Raw genomic sequence first — 25657 nt, 5'->3', positions numbered from 1 at the left:
GCTCAAGCCTCGTCGAGGCCGATGTCGACCGCGACGGCAGCCTGCGTGATCTTGCTGGTCGAGATGTAGTCGACGCCGGTTTCCGCGATCGGCCGGATCGTCTCGAGCCGGATGCCGCCCGAGGCCTCGATCTTCGTGCGCCCGTTCACCATCTCGACCGCCTTCTTCATGTCGGGCACCGACATGTTGTCCAGCATGATCACGTCGACGCCGGCCTCCAAAGCCTCGCTCACCTGGTCGAGGCGGTCGCATTCGACCTCGAGCTTGGTCAGCACCGGCAGCACCTTGCGCGCCCGCTCGACCGCGGCCGAGATGCTGCCGCAGACGGCGATGTGGTTGTCCTTGATCATCACGCCGCTGTCCAGGCCGAGCCGGTGGTTGAGGCCGCCGCCGCAGCTCACGGCGTGCTTCTCGAGCATGCGCAAGCCGGGCGTGGTCTTGCGGCTGTCGATCAGCCGGGCGCGCGTTCCGGCGATGGCGTCCACGTACCGGGCGGTCTCGTTGGCGATGCCGCACAGGCGCTGCATGATGTTGAGCGCCGTGCGCTCGGCCGTAAGCAGGCTGCGCGCCGACCCGCTCACCCGGGCCAGGATCGCGCCCGACGCCACGCGCTCGCCGTCCGAGACGGCCACCTTCACCTCGAGCGTGGGGTCGTAGCGCCGGAACACCTGGGCCGCCACGTCGATGCCCGCGACGATCATCGGCTCGCGCGCATTCATGACGAAGGCGCCGCGTTCGTCCTTGCCGATCATGGTCTGCACCGTGAGGTCGCAACCCCCGATGTCTTCCATGAGCCACTGGTCGATCAGGCGATCGGTCGAGAAGGTGTCGTACATCTTGGCTTGCTCCTGCAGGTGTTGAATTTACTTAGGGATCGAAACTTATACGCAATCCTAGACCTGTGGGCCTCCATGTCAACTATTATTTGATCTCTAATTTAAATTCACTCGAAGCCGGGCACCGCGCGCAATCGGACCGCCGCCCCGAACCCTTATCATTTGCCCGGCCCCGCGGGCCTTCCTTCCGCGTTCTTCATCACCCTTCGCCTTGCACGCCATGAGAGACCGACAACAGGCGCCGGCCGCCCCCACCGCCGACCCGACGCAGGAGCGCCTCGCGCACATCGTCAAGGACGCGGCGCGCGCGTACGTCCGCGCGCTGCAGATGCGGCTCGCGCCGCATGCGGTGTCCTATGGCCACTGGTCGATCCTGCGGGTGCTGTGGTCGCGCGACGGCCTCACGCAGCGCGAACTCAGCGAACAGGCCAACATCGCCGAGCCGACCACGTTCGCGGCGGTTAAGGCGCTGGAGACGCTGGGCTACGTGGAGCGCATGCACCTGCCGGGCAATAACAAGAACATCCACGTCTACCTGACCCGTTCGGGCAAGCAGCTCGAGCGCAAGCTCGTTCCGCTGGCCGAAGAGGTCAACGAGGTCAGCGTGAGCGGCATCTCGGCCGAAGACGTGGAAACCACGCGCCGCGTGCTGCTCGCGATCAATGCCGCGCTGGCGGCGGACGAAGCGGCGGCCGAGGGCACCAAGCGCCGGATTCCGTCAACGCGCGAACTGGGCAAGCGGCTGTCGGACATCGGCATCGCCGCGCCCTGAAGGCGAGCGCCGCGGCGGCGCCCCCGCGCGCGCAAGCTCAGACGGCTTCCGCGCGCTCCTTGGCCGTGGCCACCGCGACCTCGCGCGGCAGCGTCACCGCGTTCTTCACCGCCAGGATTTCGGCCATCACGCTCACCGCGATCTCGGGCGGCGTCTTGCTGCCGATGTAGATGCCGATCGGCCCGCGCAGCCGGGCCAGCGACTCGTTCGTCTGGTCGAAGTGCTCGATCATGCGGTCGCGCCGCGCGTCGGCGTTGCGGCGCGAACCGATGGCGCCGACGTAGAAGGCCTCGGTCTGCAGCGCCTCGAGCAATGCGAGGTCGTCGAGCTTGGGGTCGTGCGTGAGCGCCACCACGCAGCTGCGACGGTCGGGCCTGAAGGCCAGCACCGCGTCGTCGGGCATCTCGGTGGTGATGTGCACACCGGGCAGCGACCACGCCGTGCGGTACTCGGCGCGCGGGTCGCACAGCGTGACCGCGAAGCCGCTGAACTTGGCCATCGTGGCCAGGTACTCGGCGAGCTGGCCGGCGCCGATCAGCAGCATGCGGTACTCGGGGCCGAAGGTGTTGGTCAGCTCGGTGTCGTTCACCACGAGTTCGTCGGGGGCGCTGGCTTCGGCCAGCCGCACCGCGCCGGTGGCCAGCGTGACCGTGCGCCGCATCAGCTTGCCCTGCTCCAGCTGCGCGACCAGCAGGTCGAGCGAGGCGGCGTCGGGCGCGTATTCGAGCAGCAGCTCCAGCGTGCCGCCGCAGGGCAGGCCGAAGCGGTGCGCCTCGTCGGCGGTGATGCCGTACTTGACGAGCGCGGGCGGCGCGCCCAGCGGCACGTCTTCGCCCTTGCCGTGGGCGTGGCTGTAGCGCGCGATCAGGTCGTCCTCGATGCAGCCGCCCGAGACCGAACCGACCACCGCGCCGTCTTCCGCCAGGGCCATGATCGAGCCCACCGGCCGGGGCGACGAGCCCCAGGTGCGCACCACCGTCGTCAGCAGCGCGCGCTTGCCGGCGCGCCGCCAGTCGCGCAGCGTGCGCAGCACCATGACGTCGAGGTTTTCCACGATGCGCTCCGTCGGCCTCTCAGGCGGCGTCGCCGGGTGCTGCGGGCTCGTCCTTCTTGCCCAGGCCGATCTTCTTCATGAGGCCGGACATGACGCCGGTCTTCTCGGCAGCGGGCGCCTCGGCGGTTTCCGGCACGGCGGCCGGCGGCGGGCCGTAGCGGCTTTGCATCTCGGCCTCGAAGCGCTTGAAGAAATCGTCGGCGGTGGACTTGGCGGCGCCGTCGATCAGGCGCTGGCCGAGCTGGGCGATCTTGCCGCCGACCTGGGCCTGCACGGTGTAGTCGAGTTCGCAGCCGGCCTCGGGCGCGGCGGCGGCCGCATCGGCGCTCGCCGGCTTCAGCGTGACGCTCGACGAGCCCTTGGCAAACCCCGCCACGCCGCCCTGCCCCTCGAAGCTCAGCTTGTAGCCGTCGGGCGCCACGATGTCCGAGAGCATCACCTTGCCGTTGAACTTGGCCGACACGGGGCCGATCTTGACCGCCAGCGCGACGCTGTAGGTGTTGTCGCCCGTGAGCTCGAACTTGTCGCAGCCGGGAATGCATTTCTTCAGCGTCTCGGGGTCGTTGAGCGCTTCCCAGGCCTGTTGTTGGGTGATGCCGAGGTGGCGGTTTCCGAGCATTTCCATGGTGGGCTTCCTTTTTTCGAATCCTGCGCGGGGGCGTCAGCGGCCGGAGCGCATCAGGGCGGCGAGGCTGGCGGCCAGTTCCTCGAGCGCGTTGAGATTGTGAACCGCCAGCATCGCGTCTGCATGGCGGTGCAGCACGCCGGCCCCACGGGCCAGAGGGGCGTAGCCGGCAAAGCGCAGCAGCGGGTTGAGCCACAGCAGCCGGCGCGAATGGCGCTTGAGCCACAGCAGCTCCTGTTCCAGCGCGGCGGGCTCGCCGGTGTCCAGGCCGTCGCTGATCACCAGCACCAGCGTGCGGCGACCGGTCAGGCGACGGGCATGCGCACGGCGCAGTTCGGCCAGCGAAGCGCCCAGCCGCGTGCCGCCCGCGAAATCGTCGATGGCCACGCTGGCGGCGCCGAGCATGGCGTCGGTGTCGGCCAGCCGGAAGGCCGGCGTCAGGTCGGTCAGGCCGGTGCCGAAGGCGAACACGTCGCGCCGGCCGGCGCGGCGGGTCGCGGCATGCAGAAACGCCAGCAGCAGGCGCGCGTAGCGCTCCATCGAGCCCGACACGTCGACCAGCACCAGCAGCGGCAAGGGCTGCGCGCGGCGCGTCAACCGGGGCAGCCGCAGGATCTCGCCGCCGGTGCGCGCGGCCTCGTGCAGCACGCCGGGCCAGTGCATGCGCGCATGCTGCCGGCCGGCCTCGCCCGCCGCGCGCAGGCGGCGCGAGGGCAGCGACGGAATCGGCAACGCGATGTCGCGCGCGAGCCGCTCGACCAGCCGGTATTCGGACGCGCCGAGCGCATTGAAGTCCGCATGCTGCAGCCGCTGGCGGTCGCTCGAGGTCATGGCGGCGTCGAACTCGACCTCGCGGTCGGGCTTGGCCAGCTCGGCCGGTTTGGCGGCGTTGCGCGGCGCCGTAAGCGCTTCGCGCACGCGGGGCCGGCGCTTCGACGGCTCGGCCTTGCCTTCGGCGCTGGGCAGCATCTGCGCGAGCAGCTTGTTGGCCAGCTCGGGTCGCGGAACCAGGCGTCGAACAGCTCGCGGAACACCATGCGGTCTTGTTCGCGGCTGACCATCACGGCTTCCATCGCGGCGCCCAGGTCGAGCTTGTCTTCCACGCCCACCAGCGTCGCGGCTTCCGCGGCCAGCGCGATGCGCGCCGCGTCGGTGCGCACGCCGGCGCGGCGCAGTGCGCGGCCGAAGGCGGTGATGTTGCCCGCGAGCTTGCCGCTGCGGACATCGCCGAGTTGCTGGATGCCGGCCATGCGAAGTGCCTGCCTGCCTCGACCGTTCGCGCTCAGCGCGCGGCCGGCTCCTCGGGGCGCAGCAGGTCGGACGCCAGCTCTTGCGTGAGCGCGGCCACGTCGTCGCGCTGCTTGAACAGGATGCCGGCGGTGTCGACCACCACCTCGGGGTCGAGTTCCACCGTGTCGAGCGCGATCAGCGCCCTCGCCCACTCCACGCTTTCGGCGATGCCGGGGGCGCGCTGGAAGGCGTTGACGAAAGGCGCCTCGCGCAGCCGCGCGACAAAGGCCGAGACCTGCGCCGACAGCTTCTCGCCGGCCTGCGGCACCTGCGCCCGCACGATGGCCAGTTCGCGTTCGCGCTCCGGGTAGTCGAGCCAGTGGTACAGGCAGCGGCGCTTGACCGCATCGTTGAGCTCACGCGTGCGGTTGCTCGTGAGAATGGTCACGGGCGGCACCACGGCGCGCACCGTGCCCAGTTCGGGAATGCTCACCTGGTACTCGCCCAGGTACTCCAGCAGGAAGGCTTCGAAGGGCTCGTCGGCGCGGTCGACCTCGTCGATCAGCAGCACGGCGCCGGGCGCGGGCGTCTGCAGCGCCTGCAGCAGCGGACGGCGGATCAGGTAGTGGGGCTGGTAGACCTCGGCCTCGACGTCGCGCGCCGCGCCCGTGGCCTCGGCCGCGCGCATGTGCAGCAGCTGCGCGGCGTAGTTCCATTCGTAGAGCGCCTCGCGCTGCTCCAGGCCGTCGTAGCACTGCAGGCGCAGCAGCTCGCGGCCGAGCGCCTTCGACAAGGCCTTGGCCAGCTCCGTCTTGCCCACGCCGGGTTCACCTTCGAGCAGCAGCGGGCGCTGCAGCTTGAGCGCCAGGAACACGGCCGTCGCCAGGCGCCGGTCGGCAAAGTAGCCGGCCTGCATCAAACCGTCGGACAGGGAATCGATGGTCGGAAAGATCATGGCGAAGCGTAGCGGAAGACGCGTGGATGCCGCGCCTTCCGCCCTGCGATGAACCGCGCCGGCCGGCTCAGCCCAGCGCCTTGGTCACGGCGCGCTGGGTCAGCACGCTGATCAGGTTGGCGCGGTAGGCGGCCGAGGCATGCAGGTCGCTGTTGAGGTCGCTGGCGTCGATCTTCACCGTGGCGGCCGATGCGGCGGTGAAGCTCTGGTTCAGCGCGGCTTCGAGCCCCGCGTGTCGGAACACGCCGTTGCCTGCGCCGGTGACGGCCACGCGCACCGCGCCGCTGTCCGACTGCGTGAGGAAGATGCCCACGAGCGGGAAGTGCGAGGCCTTCTGGCGCAGCTTTTCATACACGGCGCGCTTCGGAATGGGAAAGCGGATGGCGGTGATCAGCTCGTCTTCTTCCAGCGCCGTGGTGAACAGGCCCTGGAAGAAATCGTCGGCGGCAATTTCGCGCTTCGACGTGATGACGGTCGCGCCCGAACCCAGCACTGCGCTCGGGTAGCACGCCGCCGGGTCGTTGTTGGCCACCGAGCCGCCGATGGTGCCCATCGCGCGCACCTGCCGGTCGCCGATGCGCGAGGCCAGGTCGGCCAGCGCCGGGAACGCGGCCTTCACGTCGGCGTTGTTGGCCACGTCGAGGTGGCGCGACATGGCGCCGATGACAAGGGCGTTGCCGTCCTTGCGGATGCCGGTGAGTTCCTTGATGCCGCTCAGGTCCACCAGCTGTTCGGGGGCGGACAGGCGCAGCTTCATGGAAGCCAGCAGGGTCTGGCCGCCCGCCAGCGGCTTGGCGCCGGCAGCGACGAGTTTGGCCGCATCGGCCACGGACAAGGGCCGTTCGAGTGTGAAGGCATACATGGTGGTGATTCCTTCTTTGTTATTTCAATGATTGGCGGCGGCTTGCATGGCTTCCCAGACCCGGCTGGGCGAGGCTGGCATGTCGAAATCCTTGACGCCCAGCGGCGCCAGCGCGTCGAGCACGGCATTGATCACGGCCGGCGGCGAGCCGATGGCCCCCGCCTCGCCGCAGCCCTTGGTGCCCAGCGGATTGTGCGTGCACGGGGTGCACACGGTGTCGAGCTTGAACTGCGGAAAGTCGGCGGCGCGCGGCATGGCGTAGTCCATGAAGCTGCCGGTGAGCAGCTGGCCGGTCTCGTTGTCGTACACGCAATTCTCGATCAGCGCCTGCCCGATGCCCTGCACCAGCCCGCCGTGAACCTGGCCCTCGACGATCATCGGGTTGATGATGGTGCCGAAGTCGTCCACCGCGGTGAAGCGGTCGACGCGCACCTCGCCGGTCTGCTTGTCGACCTCGACCTCGCAGATGTAGGTGCCGCCCGGAAAGGTGAAGTTGGTCGGGTCGTAGAAGGCGGTTTCGTTCAGGCCGGGCTCGAGCTTGTCCAGCGGATAGTTGTGCGGCACGTAGGCCGTGAGCGCCACCTGGCCGAACGGAATCTTCTTGTCGGTGCCCTTGACCGTGAACTCGCCGTTGGCGAACTCGATGTCGGCGTCGCTCGCCTCCATCAGGTGCGCGGCGATCTTCTTGGCCTTGGTCTCGATCTTGTCGAGCGCCTTCATGATGGCCGCGCCGCCCACCGAGATGGAGCGCGAACCGTAGGTGCCCATGCCGAAGGGCACGCGGCCGGTGTCGCCGTGCACCACGTCGACGTTCTCGACCGGAATGCCCAGCCGCGCGGCCACGACCTGCGCGAAGGTGGTTTCATGGCCCTGGCCGTGGCTGTGCGAGCCGGTGAACACCGTCACGCTGCCGGTCGGGTGCACGCGAATTTCGCCGCACTCGAACAGGCCGGCCCGCGCACCGAGCGCCCCGGCGATGTTCGACGGCGCGATGCCGCAGGCCTCGATGTAGCTGGAGTAGCCCATGCCGCGCAGCTTGCCCTTGGCCTGGCTCGCCGCCTTGCGCGCCGCGTAGCCGTCTACTTCCGCCAGCACGCGGGCCTTGTCCATGCAGGCATGGAAGTCGCCCGTGTCGTACTGCAGCGCCACCGGCGTCTGGTACGGGAAGGTGGAGATGAAGTTGCGCTTGCGGATCTCGTCCTGCCCCAGGTTCATTTCCCAGGCGCAGCGCGACACCAGCCGCTCCAGCAGGTAGGTGGCCTCGGGCCGGCCCGCGCCGCGGTAGGCATCGACCGGCGCGGTGTTGGTGAACCACGCATCGACCTCGACGTAGATCTGCGGCGTGGTGTACTGCCCCGCCAGCAGGGTGGCGTAGAGGATGGTCGGTACCGCCGTCGAGAAGGTCGACAGGTAGGCGCCCAGGTTGGCGTCGGTATGCACGCGCATGGCCAGGAACTTGCCGTCCTTGTCCATTGCCATTTCGGCGTGGCTCACGTGGTCGCGGCCGTGCGCGTCCGACAGGAAGCACTCGGAGCGCTCGGCCGTCCACTTGATGTTGCGGTTGAGCTGCTTGGCGGCCCAGGTCAGGCACACGTCTTCCGCGTACAGGAAGATCTTGGAGCCGAAGCCGCCGCCCACGTCAGGGGCGATCACGCGCACCTTGTGCTCGGGCAGGCCCAGCACGAAGGCCGTCATGAGCAGGCGCTCGACGTGCGGGTTCTGGTTCGACACGTACAGGGTGTAGTCGTCGGTGCCCCGGCTGTAGCTGCCGATGGCCACGCGCGGCTCGATCGGGTTGGGAATCAGGCGGTTGTTGACGAGGTCGAGCGTGGTCACGTGCGCCGCGCCGGCAAAGGCCGCGTCGACCGCCGCCTTGTCGCCCAGCGCCCACTTGTAGCACTGGTTGTCGGGCGCTTCGTCGTGCAGCGTGACGCCGCCGGCCTTCTTGGCCGCGTCGGCCACGCTCACGAGCGCGGGCAGCACGTCGTAGTCGACCACCACGGCCTCGGCCGCGTTCTTGGCCTGCTCCACCGTCTCGGCCACCACCATGGCCACGTGGTCGCCCACGTAGCGCACCTTGTTGATCGCCAGGATCGGGTGCATCGGCTCCTTCATGGGGGTGCCGTCGGGGTTGTTGATGAGCCAGCCGCAGGGCAGCCCGCCCATCTTGCCCTCGATGTCCTTGCCGCTGAAGATGCCGACCACGCCGGGCATCTTCATGGCCTGGGCGATGTCGATCGACTTGATGGCGGCATGCGCGTGCGGCGAGCGCACGAACACCGCATGGCTCTGGTTGGCCAGCGTGATGTCGTCGGTGTAGTTGCCCGCGCCGGTCAGGAAGCGATAGTCTTCCTTGCGCCGCAGGGCCTCGCCGATGTGCGGCAGGTTGGAGAAGTCGGAAGCGCCCATGATGCCGCTCCTTTCACGCCGTGGCGGTTGATTTCACGGGTGTGCCCGAGGCCATGGCCTCGCCGCCCATCTTCACGGCCTTCACGATGTTCTGGTAGCCCGTGCAACGGCACAGGTTGCCGTCGAGCAGCTCGCGGATCTCCGACTCGCTCGACTTGGGGTGGTGGGTGCACAGGTCGATGGCGCTCATGACCATGCCCGGGGTGCAGAAGCCGCACTGCAGGCCGTGGCACTCCTTGAAGGCCGCCTGCATGGGGTGCATGGTGCCGTCGGCCTCGGCAATGCCTTCGATGGTGGTGATGTCGGCGCCGGCCGCCTGGGCGACCAGCACATTGCATGACTTGACGGCCCGGCCGTTCACATGGACGGTGCAGGCGCCGCACTGGGCGGTGTCGCAACCGACGTGCGTGCCTGTCAGATGGAGGTGCTCCCGGATGGCGTGGACAAGGAAGGTGTTGGGAGGAGCATCGACCGTGACCTGGCGGCCGTTGACTTTGAAAGCGACCTGCATTTGGCTGTCTCCGTGAAAGGTGATGGCTGATTCAGCAAAAGCATCTTGGATGCCGACCTTTCGCACTATCCTAGGCAAAACCCTTGACACTTGCACAGACCGCGCGAAATTCTCAAAATGAAACAGCTTGCCATCCGGCGAGCCGGGAAAAGCCACCCCACACGCGCGAACACCCCACGATGTCTGCCTCTGTCGTTTCGCCTGCCCCCGAACGCTCCCTGGCCATTGCCCAGGCCCGCCGCGAACTGATTCACGGCGAATCGCCGCGCGCGCATGCCAACCCCTGTGTCGACTCCTGGATCTCCCGCTCGTGGCAGCGCTGCATCGAGGCCGGCCGGCGCCCGCAGCAGCGCGTCAGTTTCGACCCGGTGGGCCCGTCGGCCGGCCGTGATGCAACAGAGCGCAACAGGGCGCTCGTCACGGCCGCCCGGCCGGTGATCGAGCGGCTCTCGCGCGCCATTGCCGACACCCGCTATTTCGCGATCCTGACCAACGCCGACGGCATCGTGGTCGACGTGGGCAACCTGCCCGACGGCACCGACGCCGCCAGCCGCTACGCGCGCGACATCGGGCGCATCGGCGTGGACCTGTCCGAAAGGGCCATCGGCACCAGCGCCATCGGCACGGCGCTGGCCGAGCACGAGTCGGTATGGCTGCACCGCGGCGAGCACTTCTTCGACGACACCAGCGTCTACAGCTGCGCCGGCGCCCCGCTCTTCGGTCCCCGAGGCGACTGCATCGGCATGCTCGACCTCACGGGCGTACAGGTGGTCGAGCGGCCGGAGCTGCGCCACCTGGCCACGCTGTCGACGCGCAGCATCGAGAACATGCTGGTGCTGCACGAACCCTGCGAGCTGCTGCTGCACCTGGCGTGGCCCGGCAGCACGGCCAGCGAAGCCACCGAGGGGCTGTTGTGCATCGACGCCGACGGGCACGTCACCGGCGCCAATGCCGCGGCCCGGCAAATGCTGCACCAGCCGCTGGCGCGCAGCCAGCACGCGCTGCACTTCAACGACCTGTTCGCCCTGCCCCTGCACATGATGTTCGACGCCGCGCGGCGCGGCGACGCCATGCTCGAGGTGCCGCTGTGGTCGGGCCTGCGGGTGCAGGTGCAGCCCCAGCGCGGCGGTGGCGGCATGCCGGTCCAGCCCGTGGTCGACACCCGGCCCCGGCTGCGCGACGTGGAGACCGCATTGATCCGCAAGGCGGTGGCCGATGCGCGCGGCAACGTGGCGGAGGCCGCAAGGGCGTTGGGGATCAGCCGGGCGACGGTGTATCGCAAGCTGTGGCGCGGGCGGCCGGCGGGCGCGCCGGACTGACTGACCGGCCGGCCCCGCCGTTCAGCTCCCGTTCAGGCGCCGACCGGCACCTTGTCGAGAAAACCCGTCACCGAACGCAGCTTGCCCGCCTCCACCTGCGCGAAGTCGGTCCCCTGGATCAGGTCTTCCGCGCCGCTGGGGCCCAGCGTCCACGAAAAGCGCAGGTGGTCGCCGTGCGAATCGGCCTTGCCCAGCAGGTTGAAGCGAAAGCCCGGAAAGCGCTGGTGCACCGCGCCGACCAGCGCGCTGATCTGCTCGTGGCCGCTGGCCTGCGCCATCGGGTCGATGTAGCTGGCGTTGGCGGTCCAGCCGGCTTCGATGAGCGCGGCGCGGCGGGCCGCGTCGGTCTCGTTCCAGACGGCGATGTAGCCTTGGGCGATCGTGGCGGCGTCGTGTGCGGCGGTGTTCATGATGACCATTCCTTTCGGGGGTTGGCCCCGCAACATCGCGGGGTGAATGAATGGTCGCGCCGCACGCGCGCAGCGTCGATGACGTGGGAGGTTATGCCGCCTGCGCCATCGCCACGTCCGCGTCCAGCGGGAACACCGGGCGGCGCACTTTGCTGAACGGGAACAGGCTGTAGTCGGAGCTCGTCACGCCGGGGCTGTCGCACTCCACCAGCGCGGCCGACAGCGGCTCGAACACCGGCCGGCAGTACATGCGCGACTTCAGCAGCAGGAAGCGCTCGGTGCGCGGGTCGAGCCCCGCGCACTCGAACACGCCGATGTCCCACGGCTCCTGCGTGCGCTCCGTCACCACGATGCGCGCCGCGCCGATGTCGAACAGCACTGTGCGGCCCATGCTGCTGCGCTGGCCCGTGTAGGTCGGGCCGGTGATCACGTACTCGCCGTTGCTCACGCTGCGCACGGTGCCGGTCAGGCGCACGGGCGTCTTCGCCAGGCCGATGCCCGCGAGCGAGACCTTGTTGCCCAGCGCCACCGTCACCTGTGCGCCCTCGCCCGCCGCGATGAGCTGCGCCACCGCCTCGGGGTCGCACAGCGGGCCCACGCCGATGCCGTGCAGCCCCTGCGCCAAGGCCTCCTGCAGCACGTCCATGGTGTCGCAGCTGCCGCCCGACATGCAGTTGTCGCCGTGGTCCAGCAGCAGCACCGGGCGCGTCGCGCCTTCGGCGATCAGCCTGGCGCGCGCCACCGATTCCGCCAGCGGCTCGCTGCGGTAGATGAATGCTTCGCGCTCGTTCCACATCTGCGCGGCGATGCGGTCGGCCGTGGCCTGCGCGCGTTCGGGCGAGTGCGCGTCGACCACGATCACGCTCATGCACGGCGCCTCGATGTCCGACAGCGAGAAGCCCGCCAGGATCGACACCGCGAGCGACTCCGATTTCTCGGCCTCGCGCGCGGCCTCGATGGCGCGCTGCATCGCGCCGGTGAACGACGCGCTGCGCAGCGTGTGCGCCATCAGCGGCAACTGGCGCCAGCGCATCGCTGGCTGGCTGCGCCCGGCCAGCAGGTCGAGCAGCAGGCGCCCGACATGCGCGCCGGTCTCGTACATGTCGATGTGCGGGTAGGTCTTGAAGCCGACGATCACGTCGGCGTTCTCCACCATCGCGGGCGTGACATTGGCGTGCAGGTCGAGCGCCACGCCGATCGGCACGCCGGGCGCCACCGCGCGCAGGCGCAGCAGCAGGTCGCCCTCGCCGTCCGCGCTGTTCTGCGCGACCATGGCGCCGTGCAGGTCGAGCAGGATGGCGTCGCAACCCGGCGCCGCGTCGACGATGCACTGCGTGAGCGTGGTGTAGGCCAGCGCATCGACCGGCCCGCTCGGGTTGGCCGAGGCCGACACCGGCGTGACCACCGACGCGCCCGCCGCTTCGGCCAGGTCGATGAAGGCCGACATCGCGGTGCGCATGCCCTTGTTGTCGCTGTAGGCCTGCGCGCCGAAGGTCGGCCCGTCGGGCCCGAAGGCCGCGAGCGGCGTGGGCACGGGCGAGAAGGTGTTGGTCTCGTGGTTCAGGCGTGCGATCAGCACTTTCATTTCGCCACTCCCGCGCTTTGCAGCATCGCCTGCAGCAGCACGTTGCAACCGGCCTCGAGGTGATCGGGCTGCGCGTCCTCGATCTCGTTGTGGCTGATGCCGTCCAGGCAGGGCACGAAGATCATCGCCGTGGGGCACACGCGCGCCAGGTACACGGCGTCGTGGCCCGCGCCGCTGATCACGTTCATCCAGGTCATGCCCTGGGCCTGCGCCGACTCGCGGATGGCCGACACCAGGTGCGGCGTGAACGGCTGCGGCGGGAAGTACACGACCTGCTCGGCGGTCATCGCGACCTTGCCCTGCGCGGCCAGGCGCTTCACCGCTTCCTTGAGTTCGGCGTCCATGGCCGACAGCGTGGCGTCGTCCGCCGCGCGCAGGTCGACACTCATCTTCACGCGGCCCGGAATCACGTTGCGCGAGTTGGGATAGTTGTCGATCCAGCCGACCGTGCCGCGCGCATGCGGCGCGTGCGCCAGCGCGATGCGGTTCACCTCGATCACGAGTTGCGAAGCGGCGAGCAGCGCGTCCTTGCGCAGCTCCATCGGCGTGGGGCCTGCATGCGCTTCCATGCCCTGCACCACCACGTCGTACCAGCGCTGGCCCAGCGCGCCTTCGACCACGCCGATCACGCGCGCGTTGGCTTCGAGCACCGGGCCCTGTTCGATGTGCGCCTCGAAGTACGCACCCACGGGAGATGCGGCCGCCGATGCCGGCGTGCTGCCTGCGTAGCCGATGGCGTCCAGCGCTTCGGACACGCTCACGCCGTCGTTGTCGCGCTGCGCCAGCGCATGTTCGAGCGTGAAGGCGCCGACGAACACGCCCGAGCCCATCATCACGGGCACGAAGCGCGAGCCTTCCTCGTTGGTCCAGACCGCGACCTCCAGCGGCGCCTCGGTCTCGACCTTGGCGTCATTCAGGCAGCGAATCACTTCCAGCCCCGCAAGCACGCCGTAGTTGCCGTCGAACTTGCCGCCCGTGGGTTGCGTGTCGATATGGCTGCCGGTAGTGACGGGCGGCAACGCATTGTTGCGGCCCGCGCGGCGCGCGAAGATGTTGCCGATGGCGTCGACGCGGACCTCGCAGCCCGCCTCGCGCACCCAGCGCGTGAACAGGTCGCGGCCCTGCCGGTCGAGATCGGTCAGCGCGATGCGGCAGACGCCGCCCTTCTCGGTGGCGCCGAGTTGCGCCAGCTCCATCAGCGAGTTCCAGAGCCGCTGGCCGTCGATGCGCAGTTCAGTGTGTGATGAGTTCATGACTTTGAAAAAAGAGATGCGATGCGCGGCGCCTCAGGCGAGGCCCACGCCCAGATAGCGGTCCTTGACTTCGTGGTCGGCCATGAAGGCGGCGTTGTCGGCTTCGTGCACGATCACGCCCTGCTCCACGATGTAGTGGCGGTCGGCCAGCTGCACGCAGACCTCCAGGTTCTGCTCGACCAGCAGGATGGCCACGCCGGCGGCCTTGATGGTCTTGAGCTGCGCGACGATCTCCTCCACGATCACCGGCGCCAGGCCTTCGACCGGCTCGTCCAGGATCAGCAGGCGCGGGTGGTTCATGAGCGCGCGGCCGATGGCCAGCATCTGCTGCTCGCCGCCCGACAGCTGCCCGCCGCCGTTGCGCCGCCGTTCCTTCAGCCGCGGAAAGATGCGGTAGATGTCGGCCAGTTGCCACGGCGATTCGCGCCGCAGGCCGAGCAGCAGGTTTTCTTCCACCGTCAGCAGCTTGAAGATGCCGCGGTGCTCGGGCACCAGGCACACGCCGCGCGTGGCGATGCGGTGCGGCGGTTGGCCGGCGATGTCGGCGCCCTGGAATCGCACCCGGCCCGAGGACGGCGTGACCGCGCCGGCAATGCTCTTGAGCGTGGTCGACTTGCCCGCGCCGTTGCGCCCGAGCAGCGTGACGAGTTCGGCCTCGCCCACGCGCATCGACACGCCCTGCAGCACGTGGCTCTTGCCGTAGTGCGCGTGCAGCGCTTCCACTTCGAGGATGTTTCCAGCGCTCATGCCTTGCCTCCGGTGATCATGTTGCCCAGGTAGGCCGTGCGCACGCGCGCGTCGGCGCGAATGTCGCCCGGCAAGCCCTCGGCCAGCACGCGGCCCAGTTGCATCACGGTCACGGTGTCGGAGATGTCCATCACGATGTTCATGTTGTGCTCGATCAGCACCACGGTGTGCGCGTCGCGCAGGCCGCGGATCAGCTGCTTCATGTCGTCGAGGTCGTCGATGCCCATGCCCGAGGTCGGCTCGTCGAGAAAGATCGCCTTCGGCTTCGCGGCCAGCGCCATGCCCACTTCGAGCCGGCGCTGCTGGCCGTGCGAAAGCTCGCCGACCGGCGTGTTCGCCAGCCGCTCGAGGCCCACGCGCTGCAGCACCTCGTCCACCGTTTGCGTGCAGGCCAGTTCGCCGACCGGCGCGCGCCAGCAGTTCATGGCCTGTCGCGGCGACACGCCCTGCGCCGCCACGCGCAGGTTCTCGCGCACCGACAGGCTCGCGAACAGCGCCGTGACCTGGAACGAACGCGCCATGCCGCGTTGCACGCGCTTGTGGTCGGGCTCGCGCGTCACGTCATGGCCGTCGAACACGATGCGCCCGCCCGTGGTGGTGCCGGTGCCCGTGAGCATGTGGAACAGCGTGGTCTTGCCCGCGCCGTTGGGGCCGATCACCGAGTGCACGGTGTTGCGCCTGATCTTCAGGTCGACCCCGCCGAGCGCGGCGAACTTGCCGTAGTGCTTGGTGACGCCGACGGCTTCGATGAGTACGGGTTGCGTCATGCCTTGTCTCCCTGCGCGGAAGGTGTGGGAGCGCCCGGCGGCGTCCTGCGGAAAATGCGGCGCCATGCGGCCTCGCCCACGCCCCAGAGCCCGCGCTGCATGCCGATGCTCACGCCGATCAGCAACAGCCCCAGCAACAGCAGCCAGCGCGGCCACAGCGTGGAAAGCCAGTCGGCCAGCAGCACATAGAAGGCCGAGCCCAGCACCGAGGCGAACAGGTTGCCGGTGCCGCCGATCACGGCGATGACCAGGATCATTTCGCTCGTGTGGTACTCGGCGTTCGACAGCGGCGCGATGCCGGTCATCATCGCGTGCAGGCCGCCCGCCAGGCCGGTGACGGCGCCCGAGATCACGAAGGCCAGCAGCTTGAAGCGCTTGAGGTTGTAGCCCACGGCGGCCGCCCGGTCTTCGTTGTCGCGGATGGCCAGCAGCGTGCGGCCGAAGACCGAGTCGGTCACGCGCAGCAGCAGCGCGAACGCGATCAGAAAGACCACGGCCACGAAGGCGTAGTACTTCCACGGCGTGTCCATGAAGCCGGGACGCGGCACGTCGAGCAGGCCGTTGTCGCCGCCCGTGAGCTCGGTCGCGGTGTAGGCGATGAAATAGAACATCTGCGCAAAGGCCAGCGTGAGCATCACGAAGTAGGTGCCGCGCTGGCGGATGGCGACCCAGCCGACCACCGCCGCGCCGAGCGCGCCCATGCCCATGGCCGCCAGCAGCGCAAGCGGCATCGGCAGGTGCAGCCGCGTGAGCAGGATCGCGATGGTGTAGCTGCCCAGCCCGAAGAAGATGCCCTGCCCGAAGGACAGCAGCCCCGTGTAGCCCAGCAGCAGGTTGCAGCCCAGCGCGGCCAGCGCATAGATCAGCACCTCGCTTGCGAGCGAGCCCGAGCGCAGCACCAGCGGCAGGCCCAGCGCGGCGATCAGCGCCAGAAGGAAAGTGATTTTTCTCGGCATGGCGGTGTTCATCCTTTGCGGCCGAGCAGGCCATGCGGGCGCAGCAGCAGCACGGCCGCCATCGCGATGTAGACCATCAGGCTCGCCCCCGGCGGCCAGATGGTGCTCATGAGGCTCTGCACGATGCCGATCAGCAGGCCGCCCACGAGCGCGCCGCCGAAGCTACCGAGCCCGCCGATCACCACCACCACGAACGCGACGCTCAGCGCCTCGACGCCCATGAACGGTTCGGCCCCGCGGATCGGCGCGGCCAGCACGCCCGCCAGCGCCGCCGTGGCCGCGCCGAGCGCGAACACCAGGCTGAACACGCGGAACACGTTGATGCCCAGCAGCGACACCATCTCGGTCGATTCGCTGCCCGCGCGCACCGCGCTGCCCAGCCGCGTGCCTTCGAGCACCCACCACAGGATGATCGCGAGCACGGCGGTGAAGCCGATCACGAACAGCCGGTACTTGGGATAGACGAACGAGCCCCACATCACCACGCCCTGCAGCAAGTCAGGCGTGGGCACGCTGTTGCCCAGCGGGCCCCAGAACACGATGACGATCTCCTGCACCGCGAGCGCCAGGCCCACCGTCACGAGGATGTGGAACTCGTGCGCCTTGGCGTACACGCGGCGCAGCAGCAGCTTCTCGGCCAGCCAGCCGAGCGCGCCGACGCACAGCGGCACCAGCACCAGCGAGGCCCAGAAGTTCAGCCCCCATTGCGTGGCCTGGTAGCAGAGGTAGGCGCCCAGCAGGTAGAAAGCGCCATGCGCGAAGTTCACGAAGCGCAGCAGGCCGAACACGATGGACAAGCCAACGGCCAGCAGGAAATACAGCATGCCGATGCCGATTCCGTTGATGGTCTGGAGCAGGTAGACGGACATAGGTGTGAGTGATCGCGGACACGAAAGCAGTGCGCCTTCCAGGAACACCGCGGAACCGGCTTCGCCGGGCCGCAGGTGTTGCCCCCGGCAAGGGGGTGGGAGGCCACACGCAGTGGGCAAGCCTGGGGGTCAGCCCAATTTGCAGCCGGTCTTGTCGACCGGGAGGAAAGACTTGCCCGAGCTGATCACGTCGACGAAGTCCGCCGGGTTCTGCATCTTCGACTTGGCCTTGCCCTTGAGCAGGTAGTAGTCCTTGATGACCTGGTGGTCGGCCTTGCGGATTTCCTCGGTGCCGGTGAGGCCGTCGAACTTCATGCCCTCGAGCGCGGCGATCACGGCCTTCTGGTCCACCGTGCCCGCCTTCACGATGCCGTCGATCAGGATCTTGGTGCAGACATACGAGCCCGCAAGGCTGTAGTTGGGCACGATCTTGAGCTTGTCGGCCGTGCGCTTGACCAGGTCCTTGTTCAGCGCCGTGTCGGCGGTGTGCCAGTACTGCGCACCGAAGTAGACGCCGTCGCACAGGTCCGCGCCCAGCGACTCGAACTGCTCCAGGCCCGAGGCCCAGGCCATGAGGATCGTCATGTTCTTGTTCATGCCGAAGCTGATGGCCTGACGCAGCGCGTCGGACGACTGCGCACCGAAGTTGAGCAGCAGCAGCACGTCGGGCTTGGCGGCCGCGGCGTTGGTGAGGTAGCCGCTGAACTCCTTCTCGTTGAGCGAGTGGTAGCTGTTGCCCACGTGCTCGATGCCCTTCTCCTGGAAGATGGCCTTGGCCGCGCTCAGCAGGCCGTCGCCGAACACGTACTGCGGCGTGATGGTGTACCAGCGCTTGGCCTTGGGCATCGACGCGATCAGCGGGCGCACGGTCTGCTCGATCGCACCGAAGGTGGGCACCGACCAGCGGAAGGTGGCGGGGTTGCAGTCCTTGCCCGTGATCTCGTCCGCGCCGGCGGTGGTGATGAACAGGCCGCCGGCTTTTTCGGCTTCCTTGCCCATGGCCAGCGATTCGGACGACAGGATGCCGCCCGCGAAGAACTTCGTGCCCTGCTGCTGCGAGGCTTCCTGCACCTTGCGCACGGCCGTCGCGGGCTTGCCTTCGGTGTCGAGCACCGTGTAGGCCAGCGGCCGCTTCAGCACGCTGCCGTACTGCTCGATGGCCAGCTTCATCCCCAGGTCGGCGAACTTGCCGTTGGCCGCGAAGGCGCCCGACATCGGGACCGGGCAGCCGAAGCGGATCGCGTCGGCCGACTGGGCAAAAGCCGCGCGGCCCGCCAGCAGGGATGCGGGGGCGGCCGACAGGGCGGCCAGCTGAAGAAGGTGTCTGCGTTGCATGGAGTTCTCCGGTCGTGGTGTGGAAGTAAGGAAAAAGGCGTGATCCGCGATGGCGGCGAATTTAAGCGGATAAATAGGATTAATATGCTGGTAAAAACCCGCTAGCAAACGCCGTGCCCAAAACCAGAGTCTTCGTCCCGATGCAGTTGATTAAGATCGCGCGTGGTTGCGCAGTCCGCGCTTCTCTTGATGGGCATGGAGTGCGCGAATGACAGTGGGGCAACACCGCCCAAAGCGGCAAAAGCTCTCGGACGTCATCGTCGAAGACGTCAAGCGCTGGATCGTTGCGGAGCGCAAGCAGCCGGGCGACCGGCTACCGAACGAGAAGGAGCTGATCGAGCTGTTCGGCTATTCGAAGAGCACCGTGCGTGAGGCGCTGAAGGCGCTGGAGGTGCGCGGCCTGATCTCCATTCGCACCGGCCCCGGCGGCGGTGCGTACCTGCAGCAGGTGTCGGTCGACCACGCGTCGGAGCCGCTGCGCAACTTCCTGCACTTTCACCACCTCGACGGCCACCACATCTACCAGCTGCGCAAGGCGCTGGAGCCCGAATTGGCGGTGAGCGTGGTCGGCAAACTGACACCGGCGCAGTTCGAGAAGCTCGAAGAAAACATCCGCCTGTGCGCCATCGAGCCCGGCAACGACGACGAACTGCGCATCCAGCGCGAGGCCGAACTGGCTTTTCACACCATGTTGGCCGAGAGCTGCCCCAATCCGGTGCTGTCTTTCATGTGCAGGTTTCTCAACGACCTGCTGCGCGACCTCGTGGTCTACAAGAAAGCGCTGGACCACCACCACTTCGGCGAGACCAACGTGGACTATCACACCCAACTGCTGGCCGCCTACCGCAAGGAAGACGCCGAGGAGGTGCGGCGGCTGATGGCTGAGCACATGATCGATGCGGAGCAGCACATGCACGAGATGGAAGCGCACATCGGGGCGAAGCATTTGTTGCTGCCGAGCGGGCAGCGGTAGTCAATCAATCAATCAATCAATCAATCAATCAATCAATCAATCAATCAATCAATCGGTCAGTTGATGCGCGCGTTCGTGAGTTCCATGTGCTGGAAGTTGCTGCCCGTGAAATCCACCTGAGCGCCTCGCAGGTTGGTGCCCGTGATGGAGGTACCGCCGCAGTCGAGGATGCCTACGGCCTGCCACTGGCAGTTGTCGAAATTCAGGTTCGTCCAGGTGCAGCCTCTGAAGCTGCACTGGCTCCATTCAGCGCCCTGAAACGCGGCGCTCTCGAAAGTGCAGCCCGTGAAGGTGCACCCCGCCATGCGCAGGCGCTCGAAGTCGCACTTGCTGAAAGTACAGCCCTGGAACTGGCACGAAGACCAACTCGCGTCCTTGAATGTCGTCGCGGAAAAGCTGCTGCCGGTGAACGTGCTGGCCGAGAAGGTGATCAGGTTGAGGTCGAGCCCGGCATAGGCGTTGGCATCGCTTTCTCCACTCAGCCCGGCCGGCGCACCGCCCACGCCTTTGCGCCACTTGTCGTGATCCAGGATGATTTGTTGTGCGCTCATGCTTGGCCCTTTTGCTGATACGACCGGGACTGCCAGTAGTTGGTGCGGGAAATATGGCTCTTGGCCTCAACGTCTACACGGCGGATCTCTGTCAGCAACTCGTGGCTCAGGGGAAGTCGCGCTCGGCCGGTGCCCCCGGAGCTTGGCATGGGCCGCGCAGCGGGCTGCACGACGAGGGCTTCGGCTGCGTCGATCAGCGTTTGCCTGTCGCCGTTCCACTGGGGCAGTTGCGCCGGAGGCAGGGGCAATACCTCGTCGAGACTGGGGAAGCGAAGATCGGGATTGCGCCAAAGGGCATCACCCAAGACCGAATAGCGCTCGGCGCGTGCCAAGTCCACATGGAGGTCAACGAGGGGGCGTCCAAAATAGAAGGCAACGGCCAAACTGTTCGCTGACTTCTCGCTACCCAGTCTGGCACCTGCCTGAAAAGTCCCCAGCGCACGCGAGTAGTCGTCCTGCTGCTTGGCGTCGCGGCCTTGAGTCATTGCAAGTTGGTATGCGGCATTTCCCGAACCTTGTGCAAACGCGCACTCCAACATCCTGAGGCCGACAGTCGCGTTTCCCCAAAAAACGGGGGCTCGTCATGCCCTGCATTCAGCTTTTCGCCGAGATGCGCCTGTGCCGCGATGCTTCCCATGTCCGCCGCCTTTTGCCAAAAGGCATAGGCCACATTTGCATCCTGCTTTAACGGGCCGACCCCGCCCATGTGGTAGGCGCCCATGTTGTCCCAAGCCGCTGGAACGCCCCTGCGCATCAAGTCCTCGGTAAGTTCAATCGCCCTCTCGATGTTCTGCGGCACGCCCAACCCCTTCAGATGAAGTCCGGCAAGATTGAATTGCGCTTTCCAATGGCCTTGCTCGGACGCCTGCACCCAAAGTCGCGCCGCTTTTGTGTAGTCACGGTCGTCAGGCCACAAGTCATGGCTCGTTGCGGTCATACCTTGTTCGAACAGCGTTTGGGCATCCGCCGTGAATGGTGGATTGGCATCTTCTTCGTGCATGCATTCAAAGCTTCGACGATGAGGATCAAATGCATCAAGCTTGGAAAAACGGAGAAGCACGGGCGCCGCGGAACGGTCATCGTTCGTTGGGCAACCTGCCAAGAGAATGGTGAAAACAAATACAGCGACCGGAGTCGCTAAATGGCCCCAGGTCCTTCTTGAGAAAATCAGGAAGGCCATCACTGCGCGAGTCTCGCTAAAGGCTCATTCCATAACACGCGGACTATGGAGAGAATCGCTGGGGAACAAACAGTAAGAGCCGACATGGACCACTGACGAATTGGTGATCCAAAAGTCTGCGGCACCCCGGCGACTCACACTGCAAACAATAGTCACTCAGCGGTCATCAGAGGAAATCAATCCGCACGACCGTGGCAAATTCACGCCCCCCCACCCCCTACCCGTGCGCCCACGCCAGGCACTCCTGAAACGCCAGCACCGCCCGCGAAGGCTTCGGCGACCTGCGCAGCAAACTCACGAACCGGCACACGTAGTTGAACCTTGCCGGCAGCACCGCCTTCATCAACCCGCGCTCTTCGAACACCTGCGCGTAGTGGTCCGGCAAGAAGCCCAGGAACCGCCCCGAAAGAATCAGCGTCGCAATCGCCTCCTGGTCGAACCCCGTCGCCTTGCGCGACAGCCTGGCGCGGTGGCTCAGTTCCATGTTCGGCGAGTGATACCCCAGCCCCGCGAAGTGATGCGCCCCCAGCTTCGCCCACGTGAGCTTGGCGTGGCTGCTGTCGAACAGCGGATGCCCCTTGCCGCAATACAGCAGCATGGTCTCGTCGAAAAGATCCGCATACACCAGGCTCTGCGAGGCCCGGTGCGCGGGGATGATGCCGATCTGGAAATTGCCGTCCAGCACCCCCTGCTCGATGGCGTTGATCGACCCCACATGCACCGCCAGGTTCACTTCCGGCGCGATCTCGGTGAAGCGCGCAATCGCCTCGCCGATGCGCGCCTTCGGGTTGGTGGCGGTCTTGTCGAACAGCGCCACCTCGAGTTGTCCGCCCATGCGGTTGTGGATGTCGTCGATGCTGCCGCGAAACGCATCGACCGAGGCCAGCAGGCGCAGGGTCTCGTCGTACACGCGCTGGCCCTCGGCGGTGAGCGCGAAGCCCGCGCGCCCGCGCCGGCACAGCACCAACCCGAGCCGCGTTTCCAGGTCCTTCACGTGCCGGCTCACGGTGGAGGTGCCGATGTTCAGCTCCAGCTCGGCGGCCGCCATGCCGCCGCAGTCGACCACGCTCTTGAACACCTTGAGCAGGCGCAGGTCCATGTCGCTGATCTGCCCCAGCACGGCACGGTTCCTGGCGCTGTTTTTGGCTTGCGCCTTTACTTGCATGAAGTGTCAAGTGAACATTGATATTGCGCCATTCTCCACACTGAAGGGTCTGCGAACAATCGGCGCATCCCATAACCCTCCTTCGGAGCCCGCCCCCGGCGGAACGCCATGACCCTTGCAACCCCCGCCATCGAACCCACGCCCGCCCTGCGCACCGACGCCGCCTGGCTCGACGCGCACTGGATGCCCTACACCGGCAACCGCAATTTCAAGGCCGATCCGCGGATCATCGTGGAGGCCAAGGGCGCCTACTTCACCGACGCGACGGCCGCAAGATCTTCGACGGCCTCTCGGGCCTGTGGTGCTCGGGCCTGGGCCATGGCCGCCCCGAAATCACCGAGGCGGTGAGCCGCCAGATCGCCAAGCTCGACTACTCGCCCGCCTTCCAGTTCGGCCACCCGCTCTCGTTCGAGCTGGCCAACAAGATCAAGGAACTGACGCCCGCCGGCCTGGACTACGTGTTCTTCACCGGCTCGGGCTCCGAAGCCGCCGACACCTCGCTGAAGATGGCGCGCGCCTACTGGCGCACCAAGGGCCAGGCCAGCAAGACCCGCCTGATCGGCCGCGAGAAGGGCTACCACGGCGTGAACTACGGCGGCATCTCGGTGGGCGGCATCGCGGCCAACCGCAAGCTGTTCGGCCAGGGCGTCGAGGCCGACCACCTGCCGCACACGCAGCTCGCCGCGAACGCCTTCACGCGAGGCATGGCCGACAACGGCGCCGAACTGGCCGACCGCCTGCTCGACCTGATCGCGCTGCACGACGCATCGAACATCGCGGCCGTGATCGTCGAGCCCTTCGCGGGTTCGGCCGGCGTGGTGATTCCGCCCAAGGGCTACCTGAAACGCCTGCGCGACATCTGCACGGCCCACAACATCCTGCTGATTTTTGACGAAGTGATCACCGGTTTCGGCCGCTGCGGCGCGCTCACGGGCGCCGAGGCCTTCGGCGTGACGCCGGACATCATGAACATCGCCAAGCAGGTGACCAACGGCGCGCAGCCGCTGGGCGCGGTGGTCGCCAGCAAGGAGATCTACGACACCTTCATGGCGGCAGGCGGCCCCGACTACATGCTCGAGTTCCCGCACGGCTACACCTACGGCGCGCACCCGGTGGCCTGCGCCGCCGGCATCGCCGCGCTCGACGTGCTGCAGAAGGAAGACATGATCGGCCGCGTGCAGACGCTGGCCCCGCACTTCGAGAACGCCGTGCACAGCCTGAAGGGCAGCAAGCACGTGAGCGACATCCGCAACTTCGGCCTGGCTGCCGGCCTGACCATCGCCGCGCTGCCGGGCGAGCCCGCGCGCCGCCCCTACGAGATCGCCATGAACTGCTGGAAGAAGGGCTTCTACGTGCGCTACGGCGGCGACACGATCCAGCTCGCGCCTCCGTTCATCGCGGAGAAGGCCGAGATCGACCGCATGGTCAACGCGCTGGCCGACGCGCTGGCGGAAACGGCCTGAGCCTTTCCTCCCGGCGCGGCCTGATCGGAGGCCGGGTCCTACAGGCGGCGCGCCGGCCGCCTTTCAGAATCACCGGCATGACGGTACTGCGCAGCGACATCCCCGCGCGCCTGGACCGCCTGCCGTGGTCGCGCTGGCATTGGCGCGTGGTGATCGCGCTGGGCGTGGCCTGGGTGCTCGACGGGCTCGAGGTCACGCTGGTCGGCTCCATCGGCGCGGTGCTGGAGCGGCCCGACACGCTCGGGCTCACGGCCGGCGAAATCGGCCTGTCGGGCTCGGTGTACGTGGCGGGCGCGGTGATCGGCGCCCTGCTCTTCGGGCGGCTCACCGACCAGCTCGGGCGCAAGAAGCTCTTTCTCGTCACGCTGGTGGTCTACACCATCGGCACGCTGGCCACGGCCTTCTCCCCCGACTTCGCTTTCTTCGCGTTGTGCCGCTTCGTCACGGGGCTGGGCATCGGCGGCGAGTACGCGGCCATCAACTCGGCCATCGACGAACTCATTCCGGCGCGGGTGCGCGGGCGCGTCAATCTCGCCATCAACGGCAGCTTCTGGATCGGCGCGGCCCTGGGCGCGGCGCTCAGCCTGGTGCTGCTCGACGCGCGCGTGATCGGCCCGGTGTGGGGCTGGCGCGCGGGCTTCGCCTTGGGCGCAGTGCTGGCGGTGGCCATCCTGCTGGTGCGGCGCGACGTGCCCGAGAGCCCGCGCTGGCTCATCGCGCACGGGCGCGCCGACGAAGCCAGGCGCATCGTCGACAAAATCGAGGCCGAGGTGGAAGCGCAGCACGGCCCGCTGCCAGCGCCGCTGGGCCACGTCAGCTACCCGGCCGCGCGCCAGGCCAGCCCGTCGATGCGCGAGGTGGCGCGCGTGCTGTTCAAGCGCTACCGGCAGCGCAGCGTGGTCGCGCTGGCGTTGATGATCTCGCAGGCCTTTTTCTACAACGCGATCTTCTTCACCTACGCGCTGGTGCTCACGCGCTTCTACGGCGTGCCCGAAGGCCGCGTGGCGCTCTACATCTTTCCGTTCGCGCTCGGCAACGTGCTCGGGCCGCTGCTGCTGGGCCCGCTGTTCGACAGCCTGGGGCGACGCAAGATGATCGCGCTGACTTACGTGCTCGCGGGCGTGGGCCTCGCGCTCACGGGCTGGGCCTTCACGATGGGCTGGCTCGACGCGCGCAGCCAGGCGCTGTGCTGGTCGGCGGTGTTCTTCCTGGCATCGGCGGCGGCGAGTTCGGCGTACCTCACGGTGAGCGAGGTGTTCCCGCTGGAGATGCGCGCCATGGCTATCGCGATCTTCTACGCGGTCGGCATGGGCGCGGGCGGTTTCGCGGCGCCGCTGCTCTTCGGCCTGCTGATCGAGACCGGCAGCCGCAGCGCGGTGATGGTGGGCTACGGCGTCGGCGCGGTGCTGGTCATCGTCGCGGGGTTGCTGGCTTTGCGCTACGCGGCCGACGCGGAGCGCAAGCCGCTGGAAGAGGTGGCGCCCCCGCTGGCGTCCGAGGCCGGCGGCGAGCGCTGAGGCAGAGCCGGGCTACAGCGCGCAGGTGCGAAAGCCGAAGAACCCGTCGTCGCGCTCCGGCAGTGCAAAGCCGCGCCGCTTGAGCGAACGCAGGCGCGCACGCGTCGCGAACGACGCACCGCGCAACACGCGCGCCCGACCGAACGCGGCCGCCGGATCGAACTCCCCGCCCGCGCTCCACGGGTCGGCCTGGTAACCGGGCCACGGCTGCAGCGTGCCCGCCGTCCATTCATGCACGTCGGCCCAGCGAAAGCCGCGCCGCGCGGCGGCGTGCGCGGCGATTTCCCACTCGACCTCGGTCGCCACGCGCCGG

Annotated in this window: 23 protein-coding genes and 3 pseudogenes; 5 read left to right on the top strand and 21 right to left on the bottom strand. The window is 67.8% G+C overall.

Annotation, left to right across the window (positions count from 1 at the left end; all coding sequences use genetic code 11):
• Positions 1-2: 2 nt before the first annotated feature.
• Positions 3-836 carry a carboxylating nicotinate-nucleotide diphosphorylase gene (nadC, locus tag BMG07_RS08640; protein ID WP_198084205.1) on the bottom strand — a complete coding sequence of 278 codons (834 nt, stop codon included), beginning with the start codon at positions 834-836 and terminating at the stop codon, positions 3-5.
• 220 nt (positions 837-1056) lie between these two features.
• Here nadC and BMG07_RS08635 point away from each other — a divergent pair, with 220 nt between their 5' ends.
• Positions 1057-1608: a MarR family winged helix-turn-helix transcriptional regulator gene (locus BMG07_RS08635; protein WP_198084204.1), complete on the top strand. Its 552-nt coding sequence runs from the start codon at positions 1057-1059 to the stop codon at positions 1606-1608.
• A 37-nt stretch (positions 1609-1645) separates the two neighbouring features.
• On the opposite strand, the gene BMG07_RS08630 is transcribed toward BMG07_RS08635, so the two are convergent.
• From BMG07_RS08630 to BMG07_RS08600, 7 genes and pseudogenes are all read right to left on the bottom strand, one after another.
• The gene (locus tag BMG07_RS08630; protein WP_198084203.1) at positions 1646-2662 is read right to left on the bottom strand and encodes an XdhC family protein; all 1017 of its coding nucleotides are present in this window, start codon (positions 2660-2662) and stop codon (positions 1646-1648) included.
• A 19-nt stretch (positions 2663-2681) separates the two neighbouring features.
• Positions 2682-3287 (bottom strand): CoxG family protein, encoded by a 606-nt coding sequence (locus tag BMG07_RS08625; protein WP_198084202.1) that lies wholly within the window; start codon positions 3285-3287, stop codon positions 2682-2684.
• Positions 3288-3323: 36 nt separating this feature from the next.
• Positions 3324-4537: pseudogene (locus BMG07_RS08620) on the bottom strand (VWA domain-containing protein).
• Positions 4538-4569: 32 nt separating this feature from the next.
• Positions 4570-5472 (bottom strand): MoxR family ATPase, encoded by a 903-nt coding sequence (locus BMG07_RS08615; RefSeq protein ID WP_198084201.1) that lies wholly within the window; start codon positions 5470-5472, stop codon positions 4570-4572.
• Between the two features lie 67 nt (positions 5473-5539).
• Complete coding sequence (locus BMG07_RS08610) at positions 5540-6334, bottom strand: xanthine dehydrogenase family protein subunit M (RefSeq protein WP_198084200.1); 795 nt, start codon at positions 6332-6334, stop codon at positions 5540-5542.
• 24 nt (positions 6335-6358) lie between these two features.
• On the bottom strand, positions 6359-8743 hold the full coding sequence (locus BMG07_RS08605; RefSeq protein ID WP_198084199.1) for a xanthine dehydrogenase family protein molybdopterin-binding subunit: 2385 nt from the start codon (positions 8741-8743) through the stop codon (positions 6359-6361).
• Positions 8744-8756: 13 nt separating this feature from the next.
• Positions 8757-9254 (bottom strand): (2Fe-2S)-binding protein, encoded by a 498-nt coding sequence (locus tag BMG07_RS08600; RefSeq protein ID WP_198084198.1) that lies wholly within the window; start codon positions 9252-9254, stop codon positions 8757-8759.
• 179 nt (positions 9255-9433) lie between these two features.
• Between BMG07_RS08600 and BMG07_RS08595 the strand changes: the two genes are divergently transcribed.
• The gene (locus BMG07_RS08595) at positions 9434-10573 is read left to right on the top strand and encodes a helix-turn-helix domain-containing protein (protein WP_198084197.1); all 1140 of its coding nucleotides are present in this window, start codon (positions 9434-9436) and stop codon (positions 10571-10573) included.
• Between the two features lie 32 nt (positions 10574-10605).
• Here the strand turns inward: BMG07_RS08595 and BMG07_RS08590 are convergent, their stop codons facing one another.
• From BMG07_RS08590 to BMG07_RS08555, 8 genes are all read right to left on the bottom strand, one after another.
• The gene (locus tag BMG07_RS08590) at positions 10606-10983 is read right to left on the bottom strand and encodes a nuclear transport factor 2 family protein (RefSeq protein WP_198084196.1); all 378 of its coding nucleotides are present in this window, start codon (positions 10981-10983) and stop codon (positions 10606-10608) included.
• A gap of 91 nt (positions 10984-11074) precedes the next feature.
• Positions 11075-12568, bottom strand: a complete 1494-nt coding sequence (locus tag BMG07_RS08585; protein ID WP_198084195.1) for a M81 family metallopeptidase — start codon at positions 12566-12568, stop codon at positions 11075-11077.
• Positions 12565-13821, bottom strand: coding sequence for a Zn-dependent hydrolase (locus tag BMG07_RS08580; RefSeq protein WP_198084194.1), 1257 nt, complete (start codon positions 13819-13821; stop codon positions 12565-12567). Before BMG07_RS08580 ends, BMG07_RS08585 begins: the two co-directional genes overlap by 4 nt.
• A gap of 33 nt (positions 13822-13854) precedes the next feature.
• Positions 13855-14568, bottom strand: coding sequence for an ABC transporter ATP-binding protein (locus tag BMG07_RS08575; protein ID WP_198084193.1), 714 nt, complete (start codon positions 14566-14568; stop codon positions 13855-13857).
• A complete protein-coding gene (locus BMG07_RS08570; RefSeq protein WP_198084192.1) occupies positions 14565-15335 on the bottom strand; it encodes an ABC transporter ATP-binding protein in 771 nt (256 codons plus the stop codon). The genes BMG07_RS08575 and BMG07_RS08570 overlap by 4 nt, the downstream gene beginning before the upstream one ends.
• A complete protein-coding gene (locus tag BMG07_RS08565; RefSeq protein WP_198084191.1) occupies positions 15332-16291 on the bottom strand; it encodes a branched-chain amino acid ABC transporter permease in 960 nt (319 codons plus the stop codon). The genes BMG07_RS08570 and BMG07_RS08565 overlap by 4 nt, the downstream gene beginning before the upstream one ends.
• Positions 16292-16299: 8 nt before the next feature.
• Positions 16300-17160 carry a branched-chain amino acid ABC transporter permease gene (locus BMG07_RS08560; RefSeq protein ID WP_198084190.1) on the bottom strand — a complete coding sequence of 287 codons (861 nt, stop codon included), beginning with the start codon at positions 17158-17160 and terminating at the stop codon, positions 16300-16302.
• Between the two features lie 129 nt (positions 17161-17289).
• Positions 17290-18495, bottom strand: coding sequence for an ABC transporter substrate-binding protein (locus BMG07_RS08555; protein WP_198084189.1), 1206 nt, complete (start codon positions 18493-18495; stop codon positions 17290-17292).
• 208 nt (positions 18496-18703) lie between these two features.
• Here BMG07_RS08555 and BMG07_RS08550 point away from each other — a divergent pair, with 208 nt between their 5' ends.
• Entirely contained in the window at positions 18704-19468 is a 765-nt protein-coding gene (locus BMG07_RS08550; RefSeq protein ID WP_198084188.1) for a FadR/GntR family transcriptional regulator, read from the top strand.
• 56 nt (positions 19469-19524) lie between these two features.
• On the opposite strand, the gene BMG07_RS08545 is transcribed toward BMG07_RS08550, so the two are convergent.
• From BMG07_RS08545 to BMG07_RS08535, 4 genes are all read right to left on the bottom strand, one after another.
• Positions 19525-20019 carry a pentapeptide repeat-containing protein gene (locus BMG07_RS08545; RefSeq protein ID WP_198084187.1) on the bottom strand — a complete coding sequence of 165 codons (495 nt, stop codon included), beginning with the start codon at positions 20017-20019 and terminating at the stop codon, positions 19525-19527.
• Positions 20016-20504, bottom strand: a complete 489-nt coding sequence (locus BMG07_RS41775; RefSeq protein ID WP_269758771.1) for a DUF6396 domain-containing protein — start codon at positions 20502-20504, stop codon at positions 20016-20018. The genes BMG07_RS08545 and BMG07_RS41775 overlap by 4 nt, the downstream gene beginning before the upstream one ends.
• The gene (locus tag BMG07_RS41770) at positions 20501-21199 is read right to left on the bottom strand and encodes a tetratricopeptide repeat protein (RefSeq protein WP_269758777.1); all 699 of its coding nucleotides are present in this window, start codon (positions 21197-21199) and stop codon (positions 20501-20503) included. The genes BMG07_RS41775 and BMG07_RS41770 overlap by 4 nt, the downstream gene beginning before the upstream one ends.
• Positions 21200-21416: 217 nt before the next feature.
• Positions 21417-22364, bottom strand: coding sequence for a LysR family transcriptional regulator (locus tag BMG07_RS08535; RefSeq protein ID WP_198084186.1), 948 nt, complete (start codon positions 22362-22364; stop codon positions 21417-21419).
• 108 nt (positions 22365-22472) lie between these two features.
• On the opposite strand from BMG07_RS08535, the pseudogene BMG07_RS08530 reads away from it, so the two are divergent.
• Together BMG07_RS08530 and BMG07_RS08525 are read left to right on the top strand one after the other, a co-directional pair.
• Positions 22473-23827: pseudogene (locus tag BMG07_RS08530) on the top strand (aspartate aminotransferase family protein).
• 77 nt (positions 23828-23904) lie between these two features.
• Entirely contained in the window at positions 23905-25344 is a 1440-nt protein-coding gene (locus BMG07_RS08525) for an MFS transporter (RefSeq protein ID WP_198084185.1), read from the top strand.
• A gap of 12 nt (positions 25345-25356) precedes the next feature.
• Here BMG07_RS08525 and BMG07_RS08520 read toward each other — a convergent pair.
• A pseudogene (locus tag BMG07_RS08520) lies at positions 25357-25657 on the bottom strand (hypothetical protein); the annotation flags it as partial.

It is taken from the genome of Variovorax sp. E3, from assembly GCF_016082275.1.
Classification (GTDB): Bacteria; Pseudomonadota; Gammaproteobacteria; order Burkholderiales; family Burkholderiaceae_C; genus Variovorax.
Note: the sequence above shows the minus strand (reverse complement) of the source record. Positions and strands in the feature narration are given on the sequence as shown.